The 24,464-nt window shown below is 62.2% G+C and carries 19 protein-coding genes, 1 tRNA gene, 2 rRNA genes, 3 pseudogenes and 1 other annotated feature (1 of these 26 cut by a window edge); of the genes and pseudogenes, 9 read left to right on the top strand and 16 right to left on the bottom strand.

What is annotated here, in order from left to right; translation table 11 throughout:
• From ACIDOCELLA78_RS000000100035 to ACIDOCELLA78_RS000000100025, 3 genes are all read left to right on the top strand, one after another.
• A 23S ribosomal RNA gene (locus ACIDOCELLA78_RS000000100035) occupies positions 1–2,050 on the top strand; it begins 684 nt to the left of the window's first position.
• 93 nt (positions 2,051–2,143) lie between these two features.
• Positions 2,144–2,258, top strand: a 5S ribosomal RNA gene (gene rrf / locus ACIDOCELLA78_RS000000100030).
• A 25-nt stretch (positions 2,259–2,283) separates the two neighbouring features.
• Positions 2,284–2,360, top strand: a tRNA-Met gene (locus tag ACIDOCELLA78_RS000000100025).
• Here the strand turns inward: ACIDOCELLA78_RS000000100025 and ACIDOCELLA78_RS000000100020 are convergent.
• On the bottom strand, positions 2,317–4,044 hold the full coding sequence (locus ACIDOCELLA78_RS000000100020; RefSeq protein ID WP_201727924.1) for a recombinase family protein: 1,728 nt from the start codon (positions 4,042–4,044) through the stop codon (positions 2,317–2,319). The two genes, ACIDOCELLA78_RS000000100025 and ACIDOCELLA78_RS000000100020, sit on opposite strands and share 44 nt — an antisense overlap.
• Before the next feature lie 246 nt (positions 4,045–4,290).
• On the opposite strand from ACIDOCELLA78_RS000000100020, the gene ACIDOCELLA78_RS000000100015 reads away from it, so the two are divergent.
• From ACIDOCELLA78_RS000000100015 to istB (ACIDOCELLA78_RS000000100005), 3 genes are all read left to right on the top strand, one after another.
• Positions 4,291–4,617 carry an NIPSNAP family protein gene (locus tag ACIDOCELLA78_RS000000100015; protein ID WP_035186457.1) on the top strand — a complete coding sequence of 109 codons (327 nt, stop codon included), beginning with the start codon at positions 4,291–4,293 and terminating at the stop codon, positions 4,615–4,617.
• A gap of 172 nt (positions 4,618–4,789) precedes the next feature.
• A complete protein-coding gene (istA, locus tag ACIDOCELLA78_RS000000100010; protein WP_201727833.1) occupies positions 4,790–6,319 on the top strand; it encodes an IS21 family transposase in 1,530 nt (509 codons plus the stop codon).
• On the top strand, positions 6,309–7,103 hold the full coding sequence (gene istB / locus ACIDOCELLA78_RS000000100005; RefSeq protein ID WP_013641220.1) for an IS21-like element helper ATPase IstB: 795 nt from the start codon (positions 6,309–6,311) through the stop codon (positions 7,101–7,103). The genes istA (ACIDOCELLA78_RS000000100010) and istB (ACIDOCELLA78_RS000000100005) overlap by 11 nt, the downstream gene beginning before the upstream one ends.
• 72 nt (positions 7,104–7,175) lie before the next feature.
• On the opposite strand, the pseudogene ACIDOCELLA78_RS000000100000 reads toward istB (ACIDOCELLA78_RS000000100005), so the two are convergent.
• A pseudogene (locus ACIDOCELLA78_RS000000100000) lies at positions 7,176–8,086 on the bottom strand (IS3 family transposase); the annotation flags it as partial.
• Positions 7,686–7,802, bottom strand: a sequence feature (AL1L pseudoknot). Its footprint overlaps the pseudogene before it by 117 nt.
• 51 nt (positions 8,087–8,137) lie before the next feature.
• Between ACIDOCELLA78_RS000000100000 and ACIDOCELLA78_RS99995 the strand changes: the two are divergent.
• Positions 8,138–8,446 (top strand): annotated as a pseudogene (locus ACIDOCELLA78_RS99995) (transposase); the annotation flags it as partial.
• On the opposite strand, the gene ACIDOCELLA78_RS99990 reads toward ACIDOCELLA78_RS99995, so the two are convergent.
• The 8 genes from ACIDOCELLA78_RS99990 to ACIDOCELLA78_RS99955 form a co-directional block, all read right to left on the bottom strand.
• Positions 8,433–9,467 carry an IS630 family transposase gene (locus ACIDOCELLA78_RS99990; RefSeq protein ID WP_201727480.1) on the bottom strand — a complete coding sequence of 345 codons (1,035 nt, stop codon included), beginning with the start codon at positions 9,465–9,467 and terminating at the stop codon, positions 8,433–8,435. The pseudogene ACIDOCELLA78_RS99995 and the gene ACIDOCELLA78_RS99990 sit on opposite strands and share 14 nt — an antisense overlap.
• 176 nt (positions 9,468–9,643) lie before the next feature.
• The gene (gene istB / locus ACIDOCELLA78_RS99985) at positions 9,644–10,390 is read right to left on the bottom strand and encodes an IS21-like element helper ATPase IstB (protein WP_201727488.1); all 747 of its coding nucleotides are present in this window, start codon (positions 10,388–10,390) and stop codon (positions 9,644–9,646) included.
• 17 nt (positions 10,391–10,407) lie between these two features.
• Complete coding sequence (gene istA / locus ACIDOCELLA78_RS99980; protein WP_201727680.1) at positions 10,408–11,934, bottom strand: IS21 family transposase; 1,527 nt, start codon at positions 11,932–11,934, stop codon at positions 10,408–10,410.
• Positions 11,935–12,457: 523 nt separating this feature from the next.
• Positions 12,458–12,763, bottom strand: coding sequence for an ABC transporter permease subunit (locus ACIDOCELLA78_RS99975; RefSeq protein ID WP_201727849.1), 306 nt, complete (start codon positions 12,761–12,763; stop codon positions 12,458–12,460).
• Positions 12,764–12,769: 6 nt separating this feature from the next.
• Positions 12,770–13,222 carry a hypothetical protein gene (locus ACIDOCELLA78_RS99970; protein ID WP_249675089.1) on the bottom strand — a complete coding sequence of 151 codons (453 nt, stop codon included), beginning with the start codon at positions 13,220–13,222 and terminating at the stop codon, positions 12,770–12,772.
• Between the two features lie 278 nt (positions 13,223–13,500).
• On the bottom strand, positions 13,501–13,716 hold the full coding sequence (locus ACIDOCELLA78_RS99965) for a hypothetical protein (RefSeq protein ID WP_201727848.1): 216 nt from the start codon (positions 13,714–13,716) through the stop codon (positions 13,501–13,503).
• Positions 13,713–13,919, bottom strand: coding sequence for a hypothetical protein (locus ACIDOCELLA78_RS99960; protein ID WP_201727847.1), 207 nt, complete (start codon positions 13,917–13,919; stop codon positions 13,713–13,715). The genes ACIDOCELLA78_RS99965 and ACIDOCELLA78_RS99960 overlap by 4 nt, the downstream gene beginning before the upstream one ends.
• Positions 13,920–14,150: 231 nt before the next feature.
• Positions 14,151–14,357, bottom strand: a complete 207-nt coding sequence (locus tag ACIDOCELLA78_RS99955) for a cold-shock protein (RefSeq protein ID WP_201727846.1) — start codon at positions 14,355–14,357, stop codon at positions 14,151–14,153.
• Between the two features lie 129 nt (positions 14,358–14,486).
• On the opposite strand from ACIDOCELLA78_RS99955, the gene ACIDOCELLA78_RS99950 reads away from it, so the two are divergent.
• Positions 14,487–14,663, top strand: coding sequence for a hypothetical protein (locus ACIDOCELLA78_RS99950; protein ID WP_214006272.1), 177 nt, complete (start codon positions 14,487–14,489; stop codon positions 14,661–14,663).
• A 72-nt stretch (positions 14,664–14,735) separates the two neighbouring features.
• Here the strand turns inward: ACIDOCELLA78_RS99950 and ACIDOCELLA78_RS99945 are convergent, their stop codons facing one another.
• Both ACIDOCELLA78_RS99945 and ACIDOCELLA78_RS99940 read right to left on the bottom strand, forming a co-directional pair.
• Positions 14,736–16,469, bottom strand: a complete 1,734-nt coding sequence (locus tag ACIDOCELLA78_RS99945; RefSeq protein ID WP_201727483.1) for an IS1634 family transposase — start codon at positions 16,467–16,469, stop codon at positions 14,736–14,738.
• A gap of 103 nt (positions 16,470–16,572) precedes the next feature.
• Positions 16,573–16,722, bottom strand: a pseudogene (locus ACIDOCELLA78_RS99940) (transposase); the annotation flags it as partial.
• A gap of 173 nt (positions 16,723–16,895) precedes the next feature.
• Here ACIDOCELLA78_RS99940 and ACIDOCELLA78_RS99935 point away from each other — a divergent pair.
• Complete coding sequence (locus ACIDOCELLA78_RS99935) at positions 16,896–18,572, top strand: IS1634 family transposase (RefSeq protein ID WP_201727475.1); 1,677 nt, start codon at positions 16,896–16,898, stop codon at positions 18,570–18,572.
• Positions 18,573–18,807: 235 nt separating this feature from the next.
• On the opposite strand, the gene ACIDOCELLA78_RS99930 is transcribed toward ACIDOCELLA78_RS99935, so the two are convergent.
• The 4 genes from ACIDOCELLA78_RS99930 to tnpC form a co-directional block, all read right to left on the bottom strand.
• Entirely contained in the window at positions 18,808–20,517 is a 1,710-nt protein-coding gene (locus ACIDOCELLA78_RS99930) for an IS1634 family transposase (RefSeq protein ID WP_201727845.1), read from the bottom strand.
• A 247-nt stretch (positions 20,518–20,764) separates the two neighbouring features.
• The gene (locus ACIDOCELLA78_RS99925) at positions 20,765–22,441 is read right to left on the bottom strand and encodes an IS1634 family transposase (protein ID WP_201727475.1); all 1,677 of its coding nucleotides are present in this window, start codon (positions 22,439–22,441) and stop codon (positions 20,765–20,767) included.
• Between the two features lie 117 nt (positions 22,442–22,558).
• A complete protein-coding gene (locus ACIDOCELLA78_RS99920; protein ID WP_249674923.1) occupies positions 22,559–22,822 on the bottom strand; it encodes a hypothetical protein in 264 nt (87 codons plus the stop codon).
• On the bottom strand, positions 22,783–24,390 hold the full coding sequence (gene tnpC / locus ACIDOCELLA78_RS99915; protein ID WP_201727518.1) for an IS66 family transposase: 1,608 nt from the start codon (positions 24,388–24,390) through the stop codon (positions 22,783–22,785). Before tnpC ends, ACIDOCELLA78_RS99920 begins: the two co-directional genes overlap by 40 nt.
• Positions 24,391–24,464 lie beyond the last annotated feature (74 nt).

Raw genomic sequence — 24,464 nt, 5'->3', positions numbered from 1 at the left:
AAGGTGCGGTAACACGCACTGGAGGGCCGAACCCACGCCTGTTGAAAAAGTCGGGGATGAGCTGTGGCTAGGGGTGAAAGGCCAATCAAACTCGGAGATAGCTGGTTCTCCGCGAAATCTATTGAGGTAGATCGTCGTGTGTATGCCTTCGGGGGTAGAGCACTGGATGGGCTAGGGGGCCCAAAGCCTTACCAAACCTAACCAAACTCCGAATACCGAAGTGTCTTGCGCGGCAGACAGACGGTGGGTGCTAAGGTCCATCGTCGAGAGGGAAACAGCCCAGACCACCAGCTAAGGTCCCCAAATTGTGGCTAAGTGGGAAAGGATGTGGGAATTCCAAAACAACCAGGAGGTTGGCTTAGAAGCAGCCATCCTTTAAAGAAAGCGTAATAGCTCACTGGTCTAATAGAAATCCTGCGCCGAAAATGTAACGGGGCTAAAGCCACATACCGAAGCTGTGGGTGCATGGAAACATGCGCGGTAGCGGAGCGTTCCGTAGGCCTGTGAAGGGAGATGGGGTGACCCCTCCTGGAGGTATCGGAAGTGCGAATGCTGACATGAGTAGCGACAAACAGAGTGAGAAACTCTGTCGCCGAAAGTCCAAGGGTTCCTGCGCAAGGTTAATCCGCGCAGGGTGAGCCGGCCCTAAGGCGAGGGCGAAAGCCGTAGTCGATGGGAAGGGGGTGAATATTCCTCCGCCTGCTGGAAGTGACGAATGCGAGATGTTGTCTGTCCTTATCGGATTGGGCGGGCTTTTGAGCATTCCGGGAAATAGCTCCAGCGTATAGACCGTACCCTAAACCGACACAGGTGGACTGGTAGAGTATACCAAGGCGCTTGAGAGAACGATGTTGAAGGAACTAGGCAAATTACTCGCGTAACTTCGGGATAAGCGAGACCCGTATGTGGGCAACCATGTGCGGGTGGCACAAAAGAGGGGGTAGCGACTGTTTAGTAAAAACACAGGGCTCTGCGAAGTCGAGAGACGACGTATAGGGTCTGACGCCTGCCCGGTGCCGGAAGGTTAAGAGGAGAGGTGCAAGCCTTGAATTGAAGCCCCGGTAAACGGCGGCCGTAACTATAACGGTCCTAAGGTAGCGAAATTCCTTGTCGGGTAAGTTCCGACCTGCACGAATGGCGTAACGACTTCCCCACTGTCTCCAGCATCGGCTCAGCGAAATTGAATTCCCCGTGAAGATGCGGGGTACCCGCGGTCAGACGGAAAGACCCTATGAACCTTTACTGCAGCTTTGCAGTGGCATCAGAAGAGTGCTGTGTAGGATAGGCGGGAGGCATTGAAGCATGGGCGCTAGCTTGTGTGGAGCCAACCTTGAAATACCGCCCTGCGCGCTTTTGATGTCTAACCGTGGCCGGTTATCCCGGTCCGGGACCCTGCATGGTGGGCAGTTTGACTGGGCGGTCGCCTCCTAAAGAGTAACGGAGGCGCGCGATGGTGGGCTCAAGCCGGTCGGACATCGGCTGTTGAGTGCAATGGCATAAGCCCGCCTGACTGCGAGAGCGACAGCTCGAGCAGAGACGAAAGTCGGCCATAGTGATCCGGTGGTTCCACGTGGAAGGGCCATCGCTCAACGGATAAAAGGTACTCTAGGGATAACAGGCTGATCTCCCCCAAGAGTCCACATCGACGGGGAGGTTTGGCACCTCGATGTCGGCTCATCACATCCTGGGGCTGGAGCAGGTCCCAAGGGTTCGGCTGTTCGCCGATTAAAGTGGTACGTGAGCTGGGTTTAGAACGTCGTGAGACAGTTCGGTCCCTATCTGCCGTGGGTGTTGGAGACTTGAGAGGATTTGTCCCTAGTACGAGAGGACCGGGATGAACATACCTCTGGTGCATCGGTTGTCACGCCAGTGGCACAGCCGAGTAGCTAAGTATGGACGGGATAACCGCTGAAAGCATCTAAGCGGGAAACCCACCTCAAAACTAGGTCTCCCCGAGGGTCGTGATAGACCATCACGTCGATAGGCCGGGTGTATAAGCGCGGTAACGCGCTCAGCTAACCGGTACTAATCACCCGATAGAACTTGAATATCTCAACCACCCCCACCATGCACAAACACCAACACAGTCTCACTCAACACACCAAATCCACACCAGTCCAAAACATCACGATAGATTGGACGACCTGGTGGCCATTGCGGGGAGCCCGCACCCGATCCCATCCCGAACTCGGCCGTGAAAACCCCCAGCGCCCATGGTACTGTGCCTCAAGGCACGGGAGAGTAGGTCGCCGCCAGGTCCTCCAATCTATCGTCCACCACAACCGCGGGGTGGAGCAGCCCGGTAGCTCGTCAGGCTCATAACCTGAAGGTCACAGGTTCAAATCCTGTCCCCGCAACCACCTTGATTTGCGCCTCAAGAACAGAAATAGAACCAAGCCCCGTTGCACACGCACCGGGGCTTTTGTCGTTACCGCTACCTGACGCAAGACGCAGTATCCCCGCCAGCGCACCCCGGAGTTCCACCTTCAGTTCTGCACCGTCCGGCACCAGGATCACCGCCTCGATCAGCGTGCGGATGATACTGAATGCCTCGTCCTTCGTGGTCGGATCCCGCAGCGCCTCGTGCAGGTTGGCGACCGCCTCGCGGTAAAGTTCGGCCATCGCCGGATGCAGCGAAGGTTCGGGCGCGGTCTCGCGGGCGAGAAGATCGGTCAGTTCGGCCTTGCGGGCCTCGATCCGGATCATCTCGTCGCGGAGGCTGGACGCCGGCATGCCCTCGGCGATCGCATCGATGATCCGGGCCTTGCGGTGTTCGATGCGTTTGAGTTCCTCCCGCATCCCCGAAAAATGGGCCCGCCGCTGCGCGCTGGCGGTATTCTGCTCGGCGACGAACGCCTCGGCGAATTCCCCGAACAGCGCCGGGTCCATCAGCCGGTGGCGCAGGCCGTCCAGCACCATCGCCTCGAGCCGGTCGCCCCTGATGTTCAGCCGGTTGTCGCAGGTGCCCTTGTTCCGGGCGGTCGCACAGCCGAACAATGTTGCGCTGATCTTGCTGTAGGCGCCACCGCACACACCGCACCGCATCAGGCCGGTGAGAAGGTGTTTGGGTCGCTGGTGGCGCCAGAATTCTGCCCCCGATGAGTCGCTGCGGGCACTTGGTTCCGTGGCCATGTCCGGGCGGGTCGCCTTGCGCATGTTGCCCTGTCGCTGCTTGACCGCGGCCCAAAGCTCGTCGTCGATGATCCTCAGCGCGGGGATCTCGGTGATCACCCATTTGCCTGGATCGTTCAGCCGTGAGACCCGCTTCCCGGTGGCCGGATCCTTTATGTAATGCAGACGGTTCCACACCAGGCGCCCGACATAGAGTTCGTTGTTCAGGATACCCGTGCCGCGTTCGGCGTTGCCGTTGATCGTGCTCTGGCTCCAGCCTTCACCGCGCGGCCCCGGAATCTTCTCCTTGTTCAGCTGGACGGCGATCGCGCGCGGTGATTTGCCATGAGCAAATTCCCTGAAAATCCGGCGCACGACCTCGGCTTGTGCTGCGTTGATCGTCCGCTCGCCGGTCTTCGCCGTGCCATCAGCGCCGAACTGGCGGACCACGTCATATCCATATGAGTTGCCACCGCCGGAGCGTCCTGCTTCGACCCTGCCTCTCAGGCCCCGGCGCGTCTTGTCGGCGAGGTCCTTCAGGAACAGCGCGTTCATCGTACCCTTCAGGCCGATATGCATCTCGCCGATCTCGCCTTCGGCAAGGGTCACGATCGAGACCCCGGCAAAGCGCATCCGCTTGAACAGCGCGGCGATGTCCTCCTGGTCGCGCGACAGGCGGTCCATCGCCTCGGCCAGCACGATGTCGAACCGGCCGCGGCCCGCGTCGGCCATCAGCTCCTGGATGCCCGGCCGGAGCAGCGACGCCCCTGAAATCGCCCGGTCGGCGTAGCTGTCCACCACAATCCAGCCCTGCCGGTCCGCATGTTCCCGGCACAGCCGCAGCTGGTCCTCGATCGACGCCGCACTCTGAAGGTCACTCGAAAAGCGGGCGTATAAGGCAACTCGCACGGTCATCGCTCTGGCTCTGGTCATGAGTGAGCTGCTATCGTTTGGGACCGCGGCACCCAATGTCAAGCTTTCTGCGGATTGCGCGCCGGAATCCAGACCAATCAATTCCGACTGCAGGTCGCCCACCCAAGGTCCAACACCGAAATGAAGTCGCCGTTCACGGCTCCACCCGCGGATCACGACGACGGATGAACCAATCCTTCCGGCTTGCTGGGGTGGGGGACCGGGGCTAGCATCCTCCGCGTCGATATATCTTCAGGAATAGAAACCATGATCCACGAACTCCGCATCTATCACTGTATGCCGGGTCGACTTCCAGATCTTCTGAAGCGGTTCGAGACCGTGACACTCGGATTGTGGGATAGACACGGCATTCGTCAGGCAGGGTTCTGGACGACGCTCGTTGGAGAATCCAACATGGATCTCACCTATCTGCTGGCGTGGGAATCCCTCGCTGAGCGCGAGAGCAAATGGACCGCTTTCCAGGCTGACCCCGAATGGCTGGCCAAGCGCGCCGAAACCGAGAAGAACGGTCAGATCGTGGCCAGCATCACCAATCAGATCCTCGTGCCGACAGCGTTCTCGGCAGTACGCTGACGTCCTATGGCCGCGAGGGCTTCAAGTCATGTCGGTGCAGGCTGGAGGGAAGTCCCGTCTGTTGATTTCCGCTGAGATCTGACCCGGGAAGGCCGGATTTTTCCACTGAGATTTGACCCATGTTTGACTGTTTCCCCGTCTGGAAGAGGCGGGGGCGAACGGAGTGTTGGACATGGCGTTTTTGAGCATTATCCGCCGGTGGCATAAGCGTGAGCATGTGCCGATCCGAGAGATTTCCCGGCGCACAGGCGTGTCGCGGAACACGATCCGCAAATATCTTCGGTCTGATGTGATTGAGCCGAAGTTTCAGGTTCTGGACCGGCCGAGCAAGCTTGATCCTTATGCCGAGAAGCTTTTGGCGTGGCTGCGCCGTGAAGCTGGCCGGCCGCGCAAGCAGCGGCGGACGGTCAAGCAGCTATACGGTGATCTCGTCAGCCTGGGCTATGACGGTTCCTACAATCGTGTGGCGGCCTTTGCCCGGGCTTGGAAGGGGGAGTGCCAACGGCTGCAGCAGACCGCCGGCCGGGGAACCTTCGTGCCCTTGGCCTTTGCGCCTGGCGAGGCGTTCCAGTTTGACTGGAGCGAAGATTTTGCGATCATCGGTGGCGTCCGCGTCAAGTTGCAGGTGGCGCACACCAAACTGTCGCATAGCCGGGCGTTCATTGTTCGGGCCTATCTGCTGCAGACACATGAGATGTTGTTCGACGCGCATAACCACGCCTTCCAAGCTCTCGGCGGCGTACCGCGGCGCGGGATTTACGACAACATGCGCACCGCCGTTGACAAGGTCGGCCGTGGCAAGGAGCGCAGCGTCAACGCCCGCTTCCTGGCGATGACCAGCCATTATCTCTTCGAGGCCGAGTTCTGTAATCGGGCCGCCGGTTGGGAGAAGGGGCAGGTTGAGAAGAACGTCCAGGATGCACGCCACCGCCTGTGGCAGTCCATGCCTCCGTTCGAAAGCTTGGACGCCCTGAACGACTGGCTGGAGCGGCGCTGCCGGGAGCTGTGGGAGCAGACCGCGCATGGCAACGAGCCGGGAACCATTGCCGATGTCTGGGCCAGCGAGGTTGAGAGCCTCATGCCTGTGGGCCGTCCGTTCGATGGGTTCGTGGAACACACCAAGCGGGTCTCCTCGACCTGCCTGATCCACTTGGAGCGTAACCGCTACAGCGTGCCGGCCTCTTTTGCCAACCGGCCGGTCAGCCTGCGGGTCTATCCCGACAGGCTGGTGGTGGCGGCGGAGGGGCAAATCATCTGCGAGCATCCGCGCATCATCGACCGGACGCACAACGGCCCAGGGCGCACTGTGTATGACTGGCGGCATTATCTGGCGGTGATCCAGCGCAAGCCGGGCGCCTTGCGCAACGGTGCGCCGTTCCTGGAATTGCCCGATGCCTTCAAGCGGCTGCAGCAACATCTCCTGCGCCGTCCTGGCGGTGACCGGGAGATGGTGGAGATCCTGGCCCTGGTGCTGCACCATGACGAGCAGGCGGTGTTGGTGGCGGTGGAACTGGCGCTGGAGGACGGCGTGCCGTCCAAGACGCATATCATCAACCGGCTCCACCGGCTGATCGACGGCAAACAGGCTCCGCTTCCGGTCATCACCGCGCCACAGGCACTGACATTGGCCAATGAACCCAAGGCTGACGTCGAGCGCTACGATAGCTTGCGCCAATCTGAGGAGGCCCGCCATGCGTCATGATCCCGCCACCGGCGCGCTCGTCATCATGCTGCGCAGCCTCAAAATGCACGGCATGGCACAGGCCGTCGATGAACTGGCCCAGCAGGGTGCCCCGGCCTTCGAAGCCGCCATCCCGGTACTCTCCCAGTTGCTCAAGGCCGAGACCGCTGAGCGCGAGGTCCGCTCCATGGCCTATCAGTTCAAGGCCGCCCGCTTCCCGGCCTATCGCGACCTGGCCGGCTTCGACTTCGCCAGCAGCGAGGTCAATGAGGCCCTGGTCCGCCAGTTGCATCGTTGCGACTTCATCGAACCCGCCGACAATGTCGTGCTCGTCGGCGGCCCGGGCACGGGCAAAACCCACATCGCCACCGCGCTCGGCGTGCAGGCCGTCGAGCATCACAAAAAGCGCGTCCGCTTCTTCTCCACCGTCGAGCTGGTCAATGCTCTGGAGCAGGAAAAAGCTCAGGGAAAGGCTGGGCAAATCGCCGGCCGTCTGATCCATGCCGACCTCGTCATCCTCGATGAGCTTGGCTATCTGCCCTTCAGCGCCTCAGGCGGAGCTTTGCTGTTCCATCTGCTCAGCAAGCTCTACGAGCGCACCAGCGTCGTCATCACCACCAACCTGAGCTTCAGCGAATGGTCCGCCGTCTTCGGCGACGCCAAGATGACCACCGCGCTCCTCGATCGCCTCACCCACCACTGCCATATCCTCGAGACCGGAAATGACAGCTTCAGGTTCAAAAATAGCTCCGTGCAGAAATCCCAAAAACGAAAGGAGAAAAATCCAGCCTTGACCCCATCATGAAACTCAAATCATAAACTATGGGCGGGTCAAATCTCGATGGAATTCCCGGGTCAGATCTCAGCGGAAATCAACAACGAGACCGCCGCTACGTACCGGGCGTCTGTCGTGAAGAGCCTGTTCCAGGGCATCGAGGACGAAACCGGCATGCGCGGTGCGGCTTACCCGCCAGCCAACGATACGCCGGGCGAATGTATCGATGACAAACGCCACATACACAAAGCCCTGCCAGGTCGCGACATAAGTGAAGTCGGAGACCCAGAGCATATTCGGCGCCGGCGCCTGGAACTGGCGGTTGACGCGGTCCTGTGGGCAGGGTGTCGCCCTGTCGCTGATCGTCGTCCTGACCGGCTTGCCGCGGATCACGCCCTGCAGGCCGATGATCCGCATCAACCGCTCCACCGTGCAGCGGGCAACAGCGCATCCTTCCCGCTGCAACTGCCGCCAGACCTTGCGAGCACCGTAGACCTCGAAATTCTCCGCGAACACGCGCCGGATATCCGCCTCGAGCGCCTCATCCCGCCGGGCCCGTTCTGACCGCCTCTCGGGGTTGGCCCGCTTCGCGACATGCTCGTAGTAGGTCGATGGGGCGATCGGCAGGACCCTGCAGATCGGCTCGACCCCATAAGCCCCGCGGTGATCATCGATGAACGAGATCATGGTTTGAACCGGCGGTCGAGCTCCGCCTGGGCAAAATATGCCGACGCCTTGCGCAGGATCTCATTCGCCTGGCGAAGCTCGCGGTTCTCGCGTTCCAGTGCCTTCAGCTTCGCCGACACTTCCGACGGAACACCAGGCGAGCGGCCGCTGTCGCGATCCACCTTCTGCACCCATTCACGCAGCGTATGCGGTGAGCAGCCAAACTTCGCGGCTATCGACACCATCGCCGCCCACCGCGAGGGATGTTCGCCCTCGTGCTCCAGCACCATCCGCACCGCCCGCTCGCGGACTTCAGGAGAAAACTTGTTCGTCGTCGGACTCGTCATGGCTCCATCCTATTTGGGAGTTGGAGCCTCCGGTAAACCCAGGGCGGTTCAAAAGAGCGGAACGTGGAATGGCATTACATCGCGCCCGGCAAGCCCCAGCAAAACGGGTTCGTCGAAAGCTTCAACGCCCGGCTCCGGGACGAGTGCCTGAACGAGACCTTGTTCACGAGCCTGCCTCAAGCGAGGTCCGTGCTGGCCGCCTGGCGTCACGACTACAATCATCACCGCCCCCATTCGAGCCTGGGCAACAAAACCCCGGCAGAGGTGGCGGGAAAAATCAGCGGCGCGCCGGGTTGGGGGTTAACCTGCGGATTCCGGAGAATTCGCCCATGGATTCCGATTTTACTCAGCAGTCGGTAATATAGGCGACAGTTGGTGCTTTGAAGAATGATTGCACGAGACGTGGTTTGCGCTTGATGGCGGCGAGTTGGGCTTCGATTTTGTCCTGAAGCTTTTCGCCTTGGCGTAGCGGAGTCCGGGCGACGCCCGTCCGCTTCATGTGGCTCCAGACCAGTTCATCTGGGTTCAGGTCAGGGGCGTAGCCTGGCAGAAAATGCAACGTCAGCATTCCATTGGTCGACGCCACGTAGGCTTTCACCAGCGCTGTTTTGTGGGCAGGCAGCCCGTCGAGGACCAGGTGCACCGGCCTCGTGCGGTGCCGCATCATCCGGCGTAGCAGCGCTACGAACAACTCAGCATTCAGGCCGCCTTCATAAGTGCAATACCAGAACCCGCCGCGGGCTGTCACCGCCGAGGCGGCGCTGATCGATTGCCGTTGGCCCGGACGCTCGACGATCGGCGTCTGTCCCTTCACGCCCCAGGTCTTGCCATGCACGGCGTCGGCCCGAAAGCCGGACTCGTCCCAGAAAAAGACCTCGCCGCCACAGGACTTGGCCTGCCTGGCGATTTCAGGAAACCGCTCACGTCGCCATGCCTCGATCGCCTCCGGATCGCGCTGATAGGCACGCTGCAACGGCTTTTGCGGCGTCAGGCCCAGTTTCGACAGCAGTTCGCCCACAGCCGTCACACCGAGTTTGATACCAAACTTGCGCTCGATCAGTTCGGCCACAACGTGCCGGGTCCACAGCCCGAAATCCAGGCCGTATTGGCGCGGATCGCGGCCATTGATCCAACGCAACACCTGCTGCTCCTGGCGCGGCGTCAGACGCCGCGGCCGGCCGGTTGCCGGCCGTGACCGCAAGGCTTTCACCCCGACCCCAGGCTTCGATGCCGCGCTGAGCCATTTATAGATTGTTGTGCGGCTGAACCCGTATGAGGCAATCACCAAAGAGGCCGCTTCGCCCTCGCGCACCCGCTCTACAGCCATCAGCCGGATGGTTTCCAGGGTGCGATGATCAAATCTGCGACCGTCCCGTTTCATGCCAGAATTATATCATCCCCGCAAACATACGACTAGCAAAATGTCGTCTTAATTACCGACTGGTGAGTAATTCGCCCACGATTCCGACGTTTATTCGCCCGGGGATTCCGAGATTTATTCGCCCGGGTAGCGGTCTCTGTGGCTGTTGATTTCGTTGCTCTCCTGTTCTCGTTGGGTCAAGCGGTTTTTGGGGTTTGCTTGCGGATCTTGCGCAGGCTTTCGCCGGTGAGTTCGATGCGGTGGGCATTGTGGAGCAGACGGTCGAGAATGGCGTCGGCGTAGGTCGGATCGCCGATCAGCTCATGCCAATGCGCCGGGGGGATCTGGCTGGTGATGATGGTGGCGCGGCGGCCGTAGCGATCCTCGACGATCTCGAGCAGGTCGTGACGGGCGCCGGCGTCGAGTGGAGCAAGGCCGAAGTCGTCGAGGATCAGTAGATTGACGGCACCGAGGGTGCGGATCATCCGGCCGTGACGCCCTTCGGCGCGGGCGACCGCGAGTTCTGCGAAGAGTTTGGGGGCGCGCTGATAGAGCACGGTCCTGTCATCGCGACATGCCTTGTGACCGAGGGCACAGGCCAGCCACGATTTTCCGACCCCTGTCGGCCCGCTCAGGACGAGATTGTCGTGCGCGTCGATCCACTCACCCTGGATCAGCTTCTGGAACAGAGCCCGATCGAGGCCGCGGGCACTCCGGTAATCGACATCCTCGATTGCAGCGTCATGGCGCAGCCTGGCATGGCGCAGCCTTGTGCTCAACCGCTTGTCACGTCGGACGGTGATCTCGCGGTCGAGCAGAAGACCGAGCCATTCGGCGTGACTGAGGCTGGGGGTTTCGGGATTGGCGTGCAGCTCGGTGAACGCGCGGGCCATGCCTGCAAGACCGAGCTGGTGGATCTGATCGAGGGTCGGATGGTTCAGCATGAGGCTTCTCCTTGTCATCAGTGGAAATATCCGCCGCCCCGGATGTTGGGGTGGCGGATCGGGGTGGGATCGGGACTGGCGGTGCCGGCGGCTCGCTCCAGCCGGTTATCGAGGATGGATTTGACCGAGCCGTAGGTCAGGGTGCCGATGGTGAGCGCGCGCTCGGCCGCGGCATCGAGCCGGTCGGCGCCAACACTGCGGGCCAGGCGAAGGATGCCGATGCAGGCGCGGAACCCCTGCTCCGGATGAGGCCGGCGTTCGAGGATCAGGGTGCAGAGTGTCGCGACCGAGGGACCAAGCCGTGCGGCTTCCTGATGGATCCGTGCGATGGTCCAGTCGCCATAACGCCGGTGGCTCGAGGGCATGTGCTCGGCGATCGTCGTGTGTTTGCCGTTACCCGGCCTGCGTGCGTGCACGGCGATCCGTTCGCCACGGAGAAAGATCTCGACCGTGCGCACGGTGAACCGGGCCTCGACCTCGGCGCGGGCGTGCCGGTAGGGGACGGAGTAAAAATGCTTCTCGATCTCGACGTGATAATCGATGCCGACCCGCCGGCGCCGCCATTGCGCCAGCACATAGGGTTCGGCCGGCAGTTCCTTCAGCGCGGGACGATCGAGTGTTTCCAGCAGATGCCGTCTTGTCGCCCCCAGGCGACGGACGACCCGCTCCTCGTTCAGCCAGCGGCAGAATTCAGCGATCGCGGCATTCAGTTCGGCGAGGCCGTAAAATGCCCGGTTGCGCAGCTTGCCCAGCAGCCACCGCTCCGCCAGCAAAACCGCCACCTCGACCTTCGCCTTGTCACGCGGCCGCCGCGGCCGCGCCGGGAGAATGGCCGTGCCGTAATGGCGCGCCATATCGGTGTAGGTCCGGTTGACCTGTGGATCGTAGAGGCAGGCGCGGATGATCGCGACCCTGGCGTTGTCGGGCACCAGCAGCGCCGGCACGCCGCCAATTGCTGCCAGAGTGCGATTATGCGCCTCGATCCAGTCCGGCAGGGTCTGGGTCCAGGTCGCCTCAGCATAGGTGAAGCTCGATGCGCCGAGAACGGCGACGAAGATCTGGGCCGCACGCGTCTCGCCGGTGAGCCGGTCGATCACCACCGGCACCGTGTCGCCGGCATAATCGACGAACAGCTTCTCGCCCGATGCGTGGGTCTGGCGCATCGTCACCGGTAGCCGGGCTTCCCAGCTCCGGTAGAGCTCGCAGAACCGGCTGTAGCGATACCCATCCGGGTGCTCGGCAATATACTCGTCCCACAGGATCGACAGCGTCACGTGCTTGCGCTGCAACTCGCGGCGGATACGCCCCCAGTCCGGCTCATCCACACGTCGATGCCCCGGCCGCTTGCCCACCGCGCCGTCGAACAAGCGCCTTTCCAATGCCGCTTCGGACAGCGCCAGAGCCCCTGGCCCATCGAGCCCGGCCGCCTCCAGTCGCCGCAGCGTCAAGCGCACCGTCGATGCCGCAACCCCGACCCGGATCCCCACCTGGCGGGTCGAAAGCCCCGCCATCCTCAATCTGACAATCTCGCGCACATCGCGCATCGCAATCCGCTCCACTGGCATTCATCCGCTCCCTCGATCAGCCAAAGGGAGGGAACCTGAACCAGCCAGCAGAGACCTCAAGCCAACCCGGCCAACCCCGCCCGCCTGGGCGAATAAAAGTCGGAACAGGTGGGCGAATTAATCTCGGAATAGGTGGGCGAATAATTCCCGGAATCCCGGGCGAGTTAATCTCGGAATCCCGGGCGAATTGAGCCCGGAATCAGCAGGTTAACCCCCAACCCGGCTGTTGCACCTACGCCCAATCGTGGGCATCACTCGGGGATGAGACTCTACTCGTGAATGGCGGGAACTTGGGGCTCAGACCACCGAAATCGCGCTCCGGTTCGGCCGCCCGCGCCCTCTCCGTTTCTGACCCTTCCTCCGCCGCCCCGGCGCTCAATTTCAGCGATAAACTTCCCTTCCCGTGCCGCCGCCCAATGCACCGCGGCCAGATCGACCTCCTGTCCCGGTACCAAAGTGTGAGCCAACGGCATGCTGTGTTCGTTGATGCCCTGGACCATAATCAGGCTGTCCTGCCGCCACTGATCTCGGCTATGAACGGGGCCTCATTCGCCGCGAGTGCCAGCCCCCCGGCCATCAGCGGCGTCAGCTTCAGGCCGAGAAGCGGCAGAGCGTCATAGGCGAAAACCAGTTGCAGGATCAGCGGCGTTCCTCGAAAAATAGCCACATAGGTCCGTCCGAACCCGGCCAGCAGCGCAAAGCGGGAAAGCTGCATCGCCGCGAGCACGACGCCGATCAGCAGGCCGCCACCCAATCCGAGGCATGTCAAGTCGAGCGTGACGATGATGCCCCGGAGCAGATACGGCATGGCCACTTAGTGGAAGAAGAGATCCATCAGCCGGTCGTCACGAGTCTCGGCGTAGCTCTGCATCCAGTCGACACAGGAGCGGTCGGAGCCTGAGACGAACAGCCGGAGCAGTGTGGCGACGAAGACGGCGCGTTCGACGGCAACGCCGAACTGACGGCCTTTGAGGAGATGGTTCAGCACCTCGCCGATGCCGAGCCGGTCCCAGAGGCGGCCGAACAGCAGGGGGGCACCGATCCTGTGGGCGGCGATCCGGCCGGCATCGATATCGGAGAGGATGATGGAACGTTCGGCGTGCCGTGCGATGGAGGCGACGAGCCTGTCGAGTTCGCCGGATGCGGCGAGGACATCCTTGCAACCGAGGGGTTTGATGATGCGCTGGCGGACGGATTTGCCCACGCGGACGCTTTCGACGAGGTAGAGATAGCTGTGGCCGCGGGCGACTCTCTCGACAACGAACATGCTGATGTTGTGACGGCAGAACCATGCCGAATTCAACAAAGAACTGCTATTCCTTCTTCCTGTGATGGGGTGATTTGTGCTGGATCGACCTGAAGTTTGGGCCGCATCCGAACCCGCCGCAGCACCCGCGCGTCATCACCTCAACCTGGCCCGACAGCGCTCGTCCATCAACAAAAAACCGGGCTGCATACCTCCCGGCTGATAACCCGCTGGGGCTCTTTCGCTCGGCTGATCGTCGCCTGCGGCGCAGCAAGCGCATCTCTTGGGAGTCGAGGCATTCAGACGGGGCTGCGCGCAATCGATTTGATCGCCTCTCTGACCTTGCCCGAAGACCGTTCGATTTCGCGATCCTGCGCCTCTATCTCGGCCTTGACCGCTGCCTCGCTGCCGGGACCATCGGCAATTGATTTCAGGATCTTGCGGCGGGAACTGCGGCTGCCATCGGCATAGGTGACGTCGAACAGGACAATGGCCCGATCGATTCGGCGCTTCATTGCTTTACCGCTTCTACCGAGAAGTCCGACGCATCTGCGTCCGCTGCGTCAGGGGTGTTCGCCTGGATCGGAAGATCGCCTTCTTGGCCCGACTTGCGTCGCAACGCCGCGTCACGCCTCTCCAGATCCTTGGCTTCTTTTTTCGCCTGCTTGAGGCGGTTACGCTCTGCGCGTTGCAAGCCGTAATTTTGCCTGAAGACCACTCGCTATTTTCCTTTTGTCTTCGGAACGCGACAGCATCCGAGACGAATTGACCCATTTCGTCGCTCTTGCTCGGAAGCCATACAGCGTCATGGCATCATCAACGGCCAGGCAGATGTTTATCCGGGGCGTGCATATGTTACCGGGCGCGCAAACTTCGGTCATGGCACATTCGCGTTGTGCGGTCAGCGACACCCCATCGGCTGACCGATGGGGGCGCTATAGATTGAAGGTTAGGCGGCCTGCAAATTCACGGCCGACATTTTGCCCTGCTGGCCGCGCTGCAATTCATAATTGAGCTTCTGTCCTTCATTGAGGGAACCCAGACCCGCACGCTCGACGTCGGACACATGGACGAATACGTCCTTCGAGCCGTCGTTTGGCATGATGAATCCATAACCTTTTTGGGAATTGTACCATTTAACCGTGCCCTGCGACATGGCTTGTCTCCGTCGTTTCGGCGGTCCGCAGGATGCAGACCTATTTACCTTCCAAGAGGGGAAACCGACGGATCAGCGCCGCATGTGAGGGTACACAAACCCCGGCAAGAAAAGTGCCGTTTCGGACTTATGAGCGCTCAGGAAGAAAAACACAACACGGGCCATGATGATAGCGTCCGTCAATGTGGTGGAAATTCTGGTGTAGCTGAAGCGGCCAATGGTCACGCGGCGACGGTGGAAATTCGTGGTGTATCGGCATCGATGGCGGGTGCCATGAGTTCGACCATTCCCTCGATCTGCATATAGCCTGAAGTTTTCACTGATTCGAAAGCAAATTCCCTGTATTTATCGGTGAACTTCGAGATCTGATTTTGCCGCTTACTGGACACGCATGGGGTCGATCCCGATCAGGGCGAAGGCGGTGGTTTGCAGCGACGTGGGGTTTGCCAGAGCGGTGAAGGTGGCGTTCGGCGCCTTGGGTAGGGAGGCGGTGTTGAGGGTCTGTGTGGCGAGATGCGCCATCAGGTCGGTGAAGCTCGAAATCGGCAGGTTCTGGTCGTTGCGGCGTCGCCCGCGCTTGCGATCGGCGGCCGGGGATATCGATGCGGGGGCAACCGGCGATGAGCGTTCAGTTTCCGCGCCTGGCCGGTCGTGATCCTGGAACAGCAGGGGCTTGAGGGCGTCGCGCAGATGCCATTCGACGTAATAGGCCATCATGCAGAGGAAGACGTGGGCACGCACCCGCGGCGAGAGCCAGTGATGCACCGGGCGGATCGCGAGATCGACCGATTTGAGGGACCGGAACGCCCGTTCCACCCGTGAGAGATCCTTGTAGGCTGACACGGCTTCGGTCTCGCTCATGACGTCCGCGCTCACACTGGTGCGGATGACATAGATGCCGTCGAGGGCCGCCTCGCGCGCGATGCTGGCGGCGTTGCGCTGGAAATCGAAGCGGCTGGCGGTGATGGTGAGATCGAAATGCTTGGCCATCTTGCGCTGGTTGATCACCGCCCCCACCGCCAGCCCGATCGCGGCCTCGCCATGAAGAGGAGCGCGTTTGCGCCGTGTCGCATCCCGGATCCGCGCCAGTTCCGTCTCGGTGGCCACGAGCAGCGCCTCGCGCTTGCGCCGTCGTTCGGTCGCCAGGGCGGCGTTGCGACAGGCGATCAGCCGCTCGCCCGGATAATCGGGCGACGTGATCGCGGCGATATCGCGCTCGTCGAACAGCGACATCTGCAGCGGTCCCTCGGCAAGATCCTGGATCTGCCCCGCGCGCAGGCAGCTGATCCAGTCCAGCCCCGCCGGCTTGATCGTCTCGCGGATCCGCGCCGTGGTGATCATTCCGCGATCACCCACCAGGACGACGCGCTCGAGATGGAACCGGCGCTTGAGTTTCTCCACCTGGGCGGCGATCGTCGCCGGATCGGCGGTGTTGCCTTCGAACACTTCCACTGCGATCGGCCGCCCCTCGCGATCGCACAGCAGACCATAGACGATCTGCGGCCGATCGGGCCGGTGATCCCGGCTGTATCCGTGGTGTGCCAGTTCGCAATGCCGGCCTTCGAGGTAGGATGAACTGACGTCGTAGAGCACCAGCGTGCCGTCGCGCAGATGGCGCCTTGCAAACTCCCGTTCGATCCGCCCCTGCTGCGTGCCCAGCCAGTCCAGCGCCGCATAGATCTCGCGCTCTTCAATGACACCGAGATCAAGCATCTGCCCGAGGCTCGATGTTGCGGTCTCCGGGTTCAGGCCGCGCAGGGTCGAGAGCTTCGATCCCGGCGCGATCACCCGGCCGGCGATCAGCGCCAGGGCGAGACTGCGCTCGCGCGACGCCCTCCGGCCCAGCAGGCGGGGTATCCCGAGCTTGCGCATCATCCCGAGTGCCGCCGCCACATGACCATGCGGCAGCGAACGCCGGATCTCCAGCGCCTGATCGGCACCACCAACCACCGCGCCACCCGCGAGCAGCGCTCGTAGGCCATCGATCAACGCGGGCGGCATCTGGCTCAGATTGGCGATGGTACGCTTGTGAACCTTCCGCCCCTCGCGGAAACTCTCCCGCAACAGCACGGCCGGCGCCGATCGGCCATTCGGAACCACATCGATGAACATAACCCGAGCGAATCACAGATCGAGTCGCACCGCAAGCCCCATTTATGGACACAAAACGCTCGCAAGAAATCAGCGCTACGCGAGGCTATCCGCCACGTTCAGGTCATTCCCAAGTAAAAACTTCAGTATAGCGGTTCTGTGTCTGCCATTCGTCGTTGGCCTCGAGCAGCACGGCCCCGATCAGGCGGATGATCGAACCTTCATTGGGAAAGATGCCGACGACATCGGCGCGGCGCTTGACCTCCTTGTTCAGGCCCGACTTAAACAGTCAAACCCGGAACGATACGGTATCGTAAGTTGAGATCTTTGATTTCACTCGAGATTTTCGTAGGCACGTCGGGATTTTGCAAAAACGTGGTGCTAAATAATTGCGCAAATTGCTTCTTTTAACTTGATTTATGATTGGTTTTCGGCTGCCAATTCGGCATGTTCGTGCGCGAGAAGCGAATCAACGGCTACAGCTACCTTTATCTGGTCGAGAGCGTCCGTGAGGACGGGCGCAGCAAGCAGCGCATCATCAAGAACCTGGGCCGGAAGGAAGTCGTCCTGGCCGATGGAGGTCTCGACCGCCTCGCCGCCTCGATCGCGCGCTATGCCGACCGTGCCTCGGTCCTGGCCCAGCTGGCGGCAGGCAATCCGGACGGGCTGAGCTGCAAGCGGATCGGCGCGCCGCTGTTGTTCGGCCGACTGTGGCAGGAGAGCGGGATCGCTGCTGTGTTCGAGGAGCTGCTGGCCGGGCGGCAGTTCGAGTTCCCGGTCGAGCGCGCGGTGTTCGCCACCGTGCTCCACCGGATCATGGTCTCGGGCTCGGATCGCGCCTGCGACAAATGGCTCGAGGATTACGACATTCCCGGCACCGAGGAGCTCGGCCTGCATCACCTCTACCGCGCCATGGCCTGGCTCGGCGAAGAGCTGCCGGACGAGGAACAGGGGGATGCCACGCCCTTTGCGCCACGGACGGTGAAGGATCTGGTGGAAGAGCGTCTCTTCGCCCGACGGCATGATCTGTTCACCGACCTCTCGGTCGTGTTCATGGACACCACCTCGCTGTATTTCGAAGGTGCCGGCGGCGAGACGCTGGGCGCGCGGGGCCACTCCAAGGATTACCGCCCACAGCTCGCGCAGATGATCCTCGGCGTGGTGATCGATCAGGACGGAAGGCCAATCTGCACCGAGATGTGGCCAGGAAACACCGCCGATGTCTCGGTGCTGGTGCCGGTGATCGACCGCCTGCGGTCGCGCTTCGGCATCGGCCGGGTCTGCGTCGTCGCCGATCGCGGCATGATCAGTGCCGCGACGATCGCCGCGCTGGAGGAGCGCGGGCTGGAATACGTGCTCGGCGCAAGGGAACGCACCGACCGCATCGTCCGCGAGGTGGTGCTGGCCGATGAGCGCCCCTACACCCCGCTCTGCCTCGAGCGCGCCGGTGGCGACGAGACCCAGCTCTTCATCAAGGAGGTCAAGGTCGCGGGCAAGCGCTATATCGTCTGCCGCAACGAGGCGGTGGCCATCGAAGAGGCCGAGACCAGGCGCAAGGTGGTCGCCGCCCTCGATCGTCAGCTGACGCGCGGCGATAAGGCGCTGATCGGCAACTCCGCCTATCGCCGCTTCCTGCGCCCGGTCAGTGACGCAAAGCCCGGCCGCAAGCACAAGCTGTTCGAGATCGACGCCGGCAAGCTCGCCGAGGAAGCCCGCTTCGACGGCGTCTTCGTGCTGCGCTCCAACGCCCGGATTTCACCGCTGCAGGCGGTGATCCGCTACCGGGACCTGCAGAATGTCGAACGGCTGTTCCGTGTCGCGAAGGCGACAATGCGCACCCGGCCAATCTACCATTCCTCCGACGCCGCCATCCGCGGCCACGTCTTCTGCTCGTTCCTCGCGCTGATCCTGCACCAGGCGCTCGACGAAAAACTCCGCCGGGCCGGCAAGCGCGTCGAATGGGCCGATCTCCTGCGTGATCTCGACCGCCTCCAGGAGGTCACCATCAGCAAGCGCGGGCAGCAGATCGTCCTGCGCACCCCAGCAACCAACTCGATCGGGCCGATCTTCAAGGCCGCCGGCGTCGCCCTGCCAGCCAACGTGCGAGACGCATCCGCTTCCTGATCCAAATCCTCCCGAAAGCCGCAGGGTGTGGTGCTAAGAAACCACGCGCCCACAATACATGGCTGTTTTCATTGGACTATTTTCAGGTCGCTGTTCAAGTCGGGTCAGGCGTTCGAGCGGATTGGTCGAGTGAATTTTGGTTCGGTGCTGGGCCCGGGTTCGCGGTCATGAGGCAGACGTGAGGAAAGTCTGTCTATTTTCCGATGGATTTTCGATGCGGAATCGGAGCGTGTATCTATGAGGCGGCCTTGGCCTGCGGCGGCTCGATGACTGTGAGCAGCTTCTTTGGCTTTGATATTCCAAGATTTTTCAGGATCTCGGCAGCTTCGGGGCTGATTTTCGTGCGCTGAACAATAGTCCGGCCGGCGATCTGATAGCGGACCGCCTTGAGGCCGGCCAGGATGTGGGCGATCCGCGCCCAGGGAAGGCCGCAGCGCAACTCCGCCGAGCGCTGTATCTGCAGGGCAAGGACGCAGAGCCGGACATGCGCCTCGATCCGGCGCGGGCTCCAGTGATACATCGGCCGGACCTCGAGCCCGGTCTGCTTCATCCGCCGGAAGCAGGCTTCGATGATGGTCCCGCCTTTGTAGCCGAGGGCGACGTCCTCGGTGGACAGCGTGTCGTCGTTGGTGATCACGACGAACTTGCCGTCGAAGCGGGCGGCATGGGCGATCTTTCCGGAATCCAGATGCGGCCTGCCGGCCGCATCCGTGCTCAGGTAGCGGCCGTAGCGGCGCGAGGTGAGCAGTGCGCAGGCGGCCTTGGGATGCTCGGCATCACGTGCGGCGAGCAACGCCAGTTCGGCGCGCAGGCCGGCCAGAACCTCGTCGCGATGCTGGCGCTGCCGCTCGGCTTCCTCAGGGTTCAGGCAAAGAACGTAACGCTTGCGCCGCTCACCGTCGCCGACCACGACCTCCTTGGCCTGAAGATTGTCGGCAACCTTCCGATAGCGCCCCGGTCGGGTCAGAACCGCCTCATCCACATCGCGCAGCCGGCGCATCGGCACCGCCAGGATGTAGTGGCCGAGCCCCTTGCTCAGCGCCATCAGATTGTCCGCCGAATACATGCCAGCGTCGCCGACGAACAGGCAGCGCCCAAGGTTCCAGGCGCGCAGATCCTCCTTGATCCTCGCCACCGTCGCGACATCGGCGGTGTCGCCCGGCAGCACCCAGGAGCGAACCGGCATGCTGTCCCGTGTCACCGCCATGGCGATGATCACCTGCGGCTGATTGTCGCGTCCTTCCTTGCTGTGGCCGCGCCGGCGCAGCGGGGCGAACAGCCGCCCGGCCCAGACTTGCTCGGTCTCGTCGGCCTCGTCGATCTCGAAATAGGCCGTCGTGGTGTCATAGAAGATCAGATCGACATCGAGGCGGAACAGGTCGGCGGCCCGCAGGAACACCGCCCGCTCGATCGCGTCGGCCCAGACCGCCAGAACATCGAGGGCGCGGTAGAGGTGGTCGACCGTCAAATCAGTCGCCTCCGGCAGCCAGGCAGTGTCGGTGAGCCACCGCTCCGCGCAGGCACGCTTCGAGCCTGGATCATCGAGCCGGTTCGCCGCCATCGCGAACAACGCCGCCTCATGCGGAGCGGTGAGCTCCGCCTTGCTCAGGCAATCCCTGACCGCCGGGCCGATGCCGAGTTCCTCCCACAGATGCCGCGCTGTCAGCGGAATGCCGAACTCGAAGGCGGCGTCGATCTCGATATCGGGCGGCGCGGTGCCTGCCGGCGCGCCATCACCGACCTGCTCGTCATCGCCCAGCACACGGTTGATGCTGCGCACCAGCCGCTCGAGAGCGGCGCGATCGAGTTGATCCGCACGGCCGAAACTGTGGATCACCTGGGTCTCCGACCGCTTGCTGTCGGTGTTCCAGACGTTCTCCGCGAGCCCATAGTAGCGGACCGTGGAGCCGTCGCGGTTCCGGCGCTGGGTGACACGCAGATACATGCCTATCGAATAGCGTATCTCGTCAGGTTATAAAAGACACAAGGCCGAGAGTCGTGTGTCTATGTGTTGGCGCAGATTCCGCCCACTCCACGATCATTCAATCCAACCAATTCAACCACTTGCCCAAGCCACACACAGCCAAACCCGACTTGAACAGCGACCTGAAAATAGTCCAATGAAAACAGCCATGTATTGTGGGCGCGTGGTTTCTTAGCACCACACCCTGCGGCTTTCGGGAGGATTTGGATCAGGAAGCGGATGCGTCTCGCACGTTGGCTGGCAGGGCGACGCCGGCGGCCTTGAAGATCGGCCCGATCGAGTTGGTTGCTGGGGTGCGCAGGACGATCTGCTGCCCGCGCTTGCTGATGGTGACCTCCTGGAGGCGGTCGAGATCACGCAGGAGATCGGCCCATTCGACGCGCTTGCCGGCCCGGCGGAGTTTTTCGTCGAGCGCCTGGTGCAGGATCAGCGCGAGGAACGAGCAGAAGACGTGGCCGCGGATGGCGGCGTCGGAGGAATGGTAGATTGGCCGGGTGCGCATTGTCGCCTTCGCGACACGGAACAGCCGTTCGACATTCTGCAGGTCCCGGTAGCGGATCACCGCCTGCAGCGGTGAAATCCGGGCGTTGGAGCGCAGCACGAAGACGCCGTCGAAGCGGGCTTCCTCGGCGAGCTTGCCGGCGTCGATCTCGAACAGCTTGTGCTTGCGGCCGGGCTTTGCGTCACTGACCGGGCGCAGGAAGCGGCGATAGGCGGAGTTGCCGATCAGCGCCTTATCGCCGCGCGTCAGCTGACGATCGAGGGCGGCGACCACCTTGCGCCTGGTCTCGGCCTCTTCGATGGCCACCGCCTCGTTGCGGCAGACGATATAGCGCTTGCCCGCGACCTTGACCTCCTTGATGAAGAGCTGGGTCTCGTCGCCACCGGCGCGCTCGAGGCAGAGCGGGGTGTAGGGGCGCTCATCGGCCAGCACCACCTCGCGGACGATGCGGTCGGTGCGTTCCCTTGCGCCGAGCACGTATTCCAGCCCGCGCTCCTCCAGCGCGGCGATCGTCGCGGCACTGATCATGCCGCGATCGGCGACGACGCAGACCCGGCCGATGCCGAAGCGCGACCGCAGGCGGTCGATCACCGGCACCAGCACCGAGACATCGGCGGTGTTTCCTGGCCACATCTCGGTGCAGATTGGCCTTCCGTCCTGATCGATCACCACGCCGAGGATCATCTGCGCGAGCTGTGGGCGGTAATCCTTGGAGTGGCCCCGCGCGCCCAGCGTCTCGCCGCCGGCACCTTCGAAATACAGCGAGGTGGTGTCCATGAACACGACCGAGAGGTCGGTGAACAGATCATGCCGTCGGGCGAAGAGACGCTCTTCCACCAGATCCTTCACCGTCCGTGGCGCAAAGGGCGTGGCATCCCCCTGTTCCTCGTCCGGCAGCTCTTCGCCGAGCCAGGCCATGGCGCGGTAGAGGTGATGCAGGCCGAGCTCCTCGGTGCCGGGAATGTCGTAATCCTCGAGCCATTTGTCGCAGGCGCGATCCGAGCCCGAGACCATGATCCGGTGGAGCACGGTGGCGAACACCGCGCGCTCGACCGGGAACTCGAACTGCCGCCCGGCCAGCAGCTCCTCGAACACAGCAGCGATCCCGCTCTCCTGCCACAGTCGGCCGAACAACAGCGGCGCGCCGATCCGCTTGCAGCTCAGCCCGTCCGGATTGCCTGCCGCCAGCTGGGCCAGGACCGAGGCACGGTCGGCATAGCGCGCGATCGAGGCGGCGAGGCGGTCGAGACCTCCATCGGCCAGGACGACTTCCTTCCGGCCCAGGTTCTTGATGATGCGCTGCTTGCTGCGCCCGTCCTCACGGACGCTCTCGACCAGATAAAGGTAGCTGTAGCCGTTGATTCGCTTCTCGCGCACGAACATGCCGAATTGGCAGCCGAAAACCAATCATAAATCAAGTTAAAAGAAGCAATTTGCGCAATTATTTAGCACCACGTTTTTGCAAAATCCGTACCCATCCGGTCAGAGCCGCGGACGAGTCTATTTGGCTCTATCTCGGTGGATCAGGATGAGCTCGCGCAGATTTTCGATACCAAAGTCGGTGAAGGCTATGACGCCGCCGTCGCTGAGGTTGTAAACCCAGATCAGGCCGTCTTCGGGTTCCATCTCATTGGCGATGTCCGCGAGCCACTCCTCATCCTCGCCGAGGTCCCTGGCGACACGGTCAATCGTGAAGACGTGGTGGATTTTATTGGTCTGCACGATCAGGCGGCCAGGGCCCAGGATTGCGGTGTCCAGTTCCATGGCATCAATTTCTCGATGCTGGCGACTGGATGACTGGCGATGCGCGCGAGGATGTCGGCGAGCCATGCCTGTGGGTCGACGTTGTTCATCTTTGCCGTCGTGATCAGGCTGTACAACATGGCGGCCCTTTGACCACCGCGATCGGAGCCGGCGAATAGCCAGGATTTTCTGCCCAGAGCAAGGGTGCGTAGGGCACGTTCGGCCGCGTTATTGCTGAGACAAATCCGCCCGTCGGTCAGGAACCGGGTAAATGATGACCAACGGTTCAGCATATAGTCGATCGCCTTCGCCACATCGTTGTGGCGTGAGAGTTTGGCGCGCTCGGCGCGCATCCAGATCTCGAGTTCAGCGACGAGCGGGGCGCCGAGTTGCTGGCGCACCGCCAGGCGTTCAGCGGGTGACTGACCGTTGATCTCCCGCTCGATCTCGAACAGCGCGTCGATGCGCTGCACCGCGGCCAAGGCCATCGGCGCCACGAAGGCGGGGGTCTTACCCTGGGCCTTGCGCTTCGCGTTCCGCGCGATATCGGCCAGCTCGAAGAATTTTCGTCGGGCGTGCGACCAGCACGCCGCCTCGATGATCGGTCCAGGAGATCGGTTCAACTCGTAGAGCTTGTTGTAGCCGCCATAGGCATCGGCCTGGAATATGCCGCGGTATCCGGCGAGATGGGTTTGCGGATGAACGCCGGCGCGGTCACGTGAATAGTAGAACACCGCGCTGGGGGAACCCGATCCGCCGAACGGCCGATCATCACGCACATAAACCCACACGCGCGCCGTATCGGTCTGCCCTCGTGCCATCACCGGCACGGTGGTGTCGTCGCCATGCAGGCGCGCACCCGCGAACACCATCGTCTCGATGTGCTTGAACACCGGCTCCAGCGCCACGCAGGTAGCACCAATCAGATCGGCCAGGGTCGAGACGCTGAGGTGGATGCCTTCCAGTGCGAACCGTTCAGATTGACGGTTCAGCGGCTGATGCTGGCCGAATTTATCGTAGGCGATCATCGCGAGCAGGCCGGGACCGGCAAAAGCGCGTGGAATGGTGTGGAAGGGTGCTGGTTCCTGGCTGATCTTCTCACAATCGCGGCAGGTGAATTTCTCCCGCACATGCTGGATCACCTTGTATTGGCGGGGGATGGATTCCAGTGTCTCGGTCACCGTCTCCCCGAGCTTGGCGAGCCGCGATCCACCGCAGCAGGCGCACTGGGTCGGACCTGGCAGCACAACCCGCTCGCGTGGCAGGTGTTCGGGGAAGGGTTGGCGTGATGGGCGGTTGCGAGTGAAGCCGGCGACAGTCGTGGTTTTGGCCTTCGCGGCCACCTGCTCGGCGCGGAGTTCGTCCTCGGTCGCGGTGGTCTCGAGATCTTCGAGTTCCAGTTCCATCTGATCAAGCAGCCGCGCCGTGCGTTCCGCCTTGGGGCCGTAGAGCGCACGCTTGAGCTTCTCGATCTGCAGCTTCAGATGCGCGATATACGCTGCGGTATCGGACCGCCGAGCACGGTCGCCCAGAATGATCGCCTTCAGCGCAGCGATATCATTCGGCAGGGTCGAAGGATCGAGATCCATGCCCCGTATAGAATCACGAATTTCCAGGGTTTCGCTACAGAAATCCGCTCTGGACCAGGATTTTCCCCAGAATC

Source organism: Acidocella sp. C78, assembly GCF_907164655.1.
The sequence above is the reverse complement of the archived record's forward strand: the minus strand, read 5'-3'. Positions and strand labels throughout refer to the sequence as shown.

What these genes read in the sequence shown, in the direction of transcription:
- ACIDOCELLA78_RS000000100020 (WP_201727924.1), bottom strand. Translation starts at nt 4,044, where the DNA reads ATGACCAGAGCCAGAGCGATGACCGTGCGAGTTGCCTTATACGCCCGC.
- ACIDOCELLA78_RS000000100015 (WP_035186457.1), top strand. Translation starts at nt 4,291, where the DNA reads ATGATCCACGAACTCCGCATCTATCACTGTATGCCGGGTCGACTTCCA.
- istA (WP_201727833.1), top strand. Translation starts at nt 4,790, where the DNA reads ATGGCGTTTTTGAGCATTATCCGCCGGTGGCATAAGCGTGAGCATGTG.
- istB (WP_013641220.1), top strand. Translation starts at nt 6,309, where the DNA reads ATGCGTCATGATCCCGCCACCGGCGCGCTCGTCATCATGCTGCGCAGC.
- ACIDOCELLA78_RS99990 (WP_201727480.1), bottom strand. Translation starts at nt 9,467, where the DNA reads ATGAAACGGGACGGTCGCAGATTTGATCATCGCACCCTGGAAACCATC.
- istB (WP_201727488.1), bottom strand. Translation starts at nt 10,390, where the DNA reads ATGCTGAACCATCCGACCCTCGATCAGATCCACCAGCTCGGTCTTGCA.
- istA (WP_201727680.1), bottom strand. Translation starts at nt 11,934, where the DNA reads ATGCGCGATGTGCGCGAGATTGTCAGATTGAGGATGGCGGGGCTTTCG.
- ACIDOCELLA78_RS99975 (WP_201727849.1), bottom strand. Translation starts at nt 12,763, where the DNA reads ATGCCGTATCTGCTCCGGGGCATCATCGTCACGCTCGACTTGACATGC.
- ACIDOCELLA78_RS99970 (WP_249675089.1), bottom strand. Translation starts at nt 13,222, where the DNA reads ATGTTCGTTGTCGAGAGAGTCGCCCGCGGCCACAGCTATCTCTACCTC.
- ACIDOCELLA78_RS99965 (WP_201727848.1), bottom strand. Translation starts at nt 13,716, where the DNA reads ATGAAGCGCCGAATCGATCGGGCCATTGTCCTGTTCGACGTCACCTAT.
- ACIDOCELLA78_RS99955 (WP_201727846.1), bottom strand. Translation starts at nt 14,357, where the DNA reads ATGTCGCAGGGCACGGTTAAATGGTACAATTCCCAAAAAGGTTATGGA.
- ACIDOCELLA78_RS99950 (WP_214006272.1), top strand. Translation starts at nt 14,487, where the DNA reads ATGAGCGCTCAGGAAGAAAAACACAACACGGGCCATGATGATAGCGTC.
- ACIDOCELLA78_RS99945 (WP_201727483.1), bottom strand. Translation starts at nt 16,469, where the DNA reads ATGTTCATCGATGTGGTTCCGAATGGCCGATCGGCGCCGGCCGTGCTG.
- ACIDOCELLA78_RS99935 (WP_201727475.1), top strand. Translation starts at nt 16,896, where the DNA reads ATGTTCGTGCGCGAGAAGCGAATCAACGGCTACAGCTACCTTTATCTG.
- ACIDOCELLA78_RS99930 (WP_201727845.1), bottom strand. Translation starts at nt 20,517, where the DNA reads ATGTATCTGCGTGTCACCCAGCGCCGGAACCGCGACGGCTCCACGGTC.
- ACIDOCELLA78_RS99925 (WP_201727475.1), bottom strand. Translation starts at nt 22,441, where the DNA reads ATGTTCGTGCGCGAGAAGCGAATCAACGGCTACAGCTACCTTTATCTG.
- ACIDOCELLA78_RS99920 (WP_249674923.1), bottom strand. Translation starts at nt 22,822, where the DNA reads ATGGAACTGGACACCGCAATCCTGGGCCCTGGCCGCCTGATCGTGCAG.
- tnpC (WP_201727518.1), bottom strand. Translation starts at nt 24,390, where the DNA reads ATGGATCTCGATCCTTCGACCCTGCCGAATGATATCGCTGCGCTGAAG.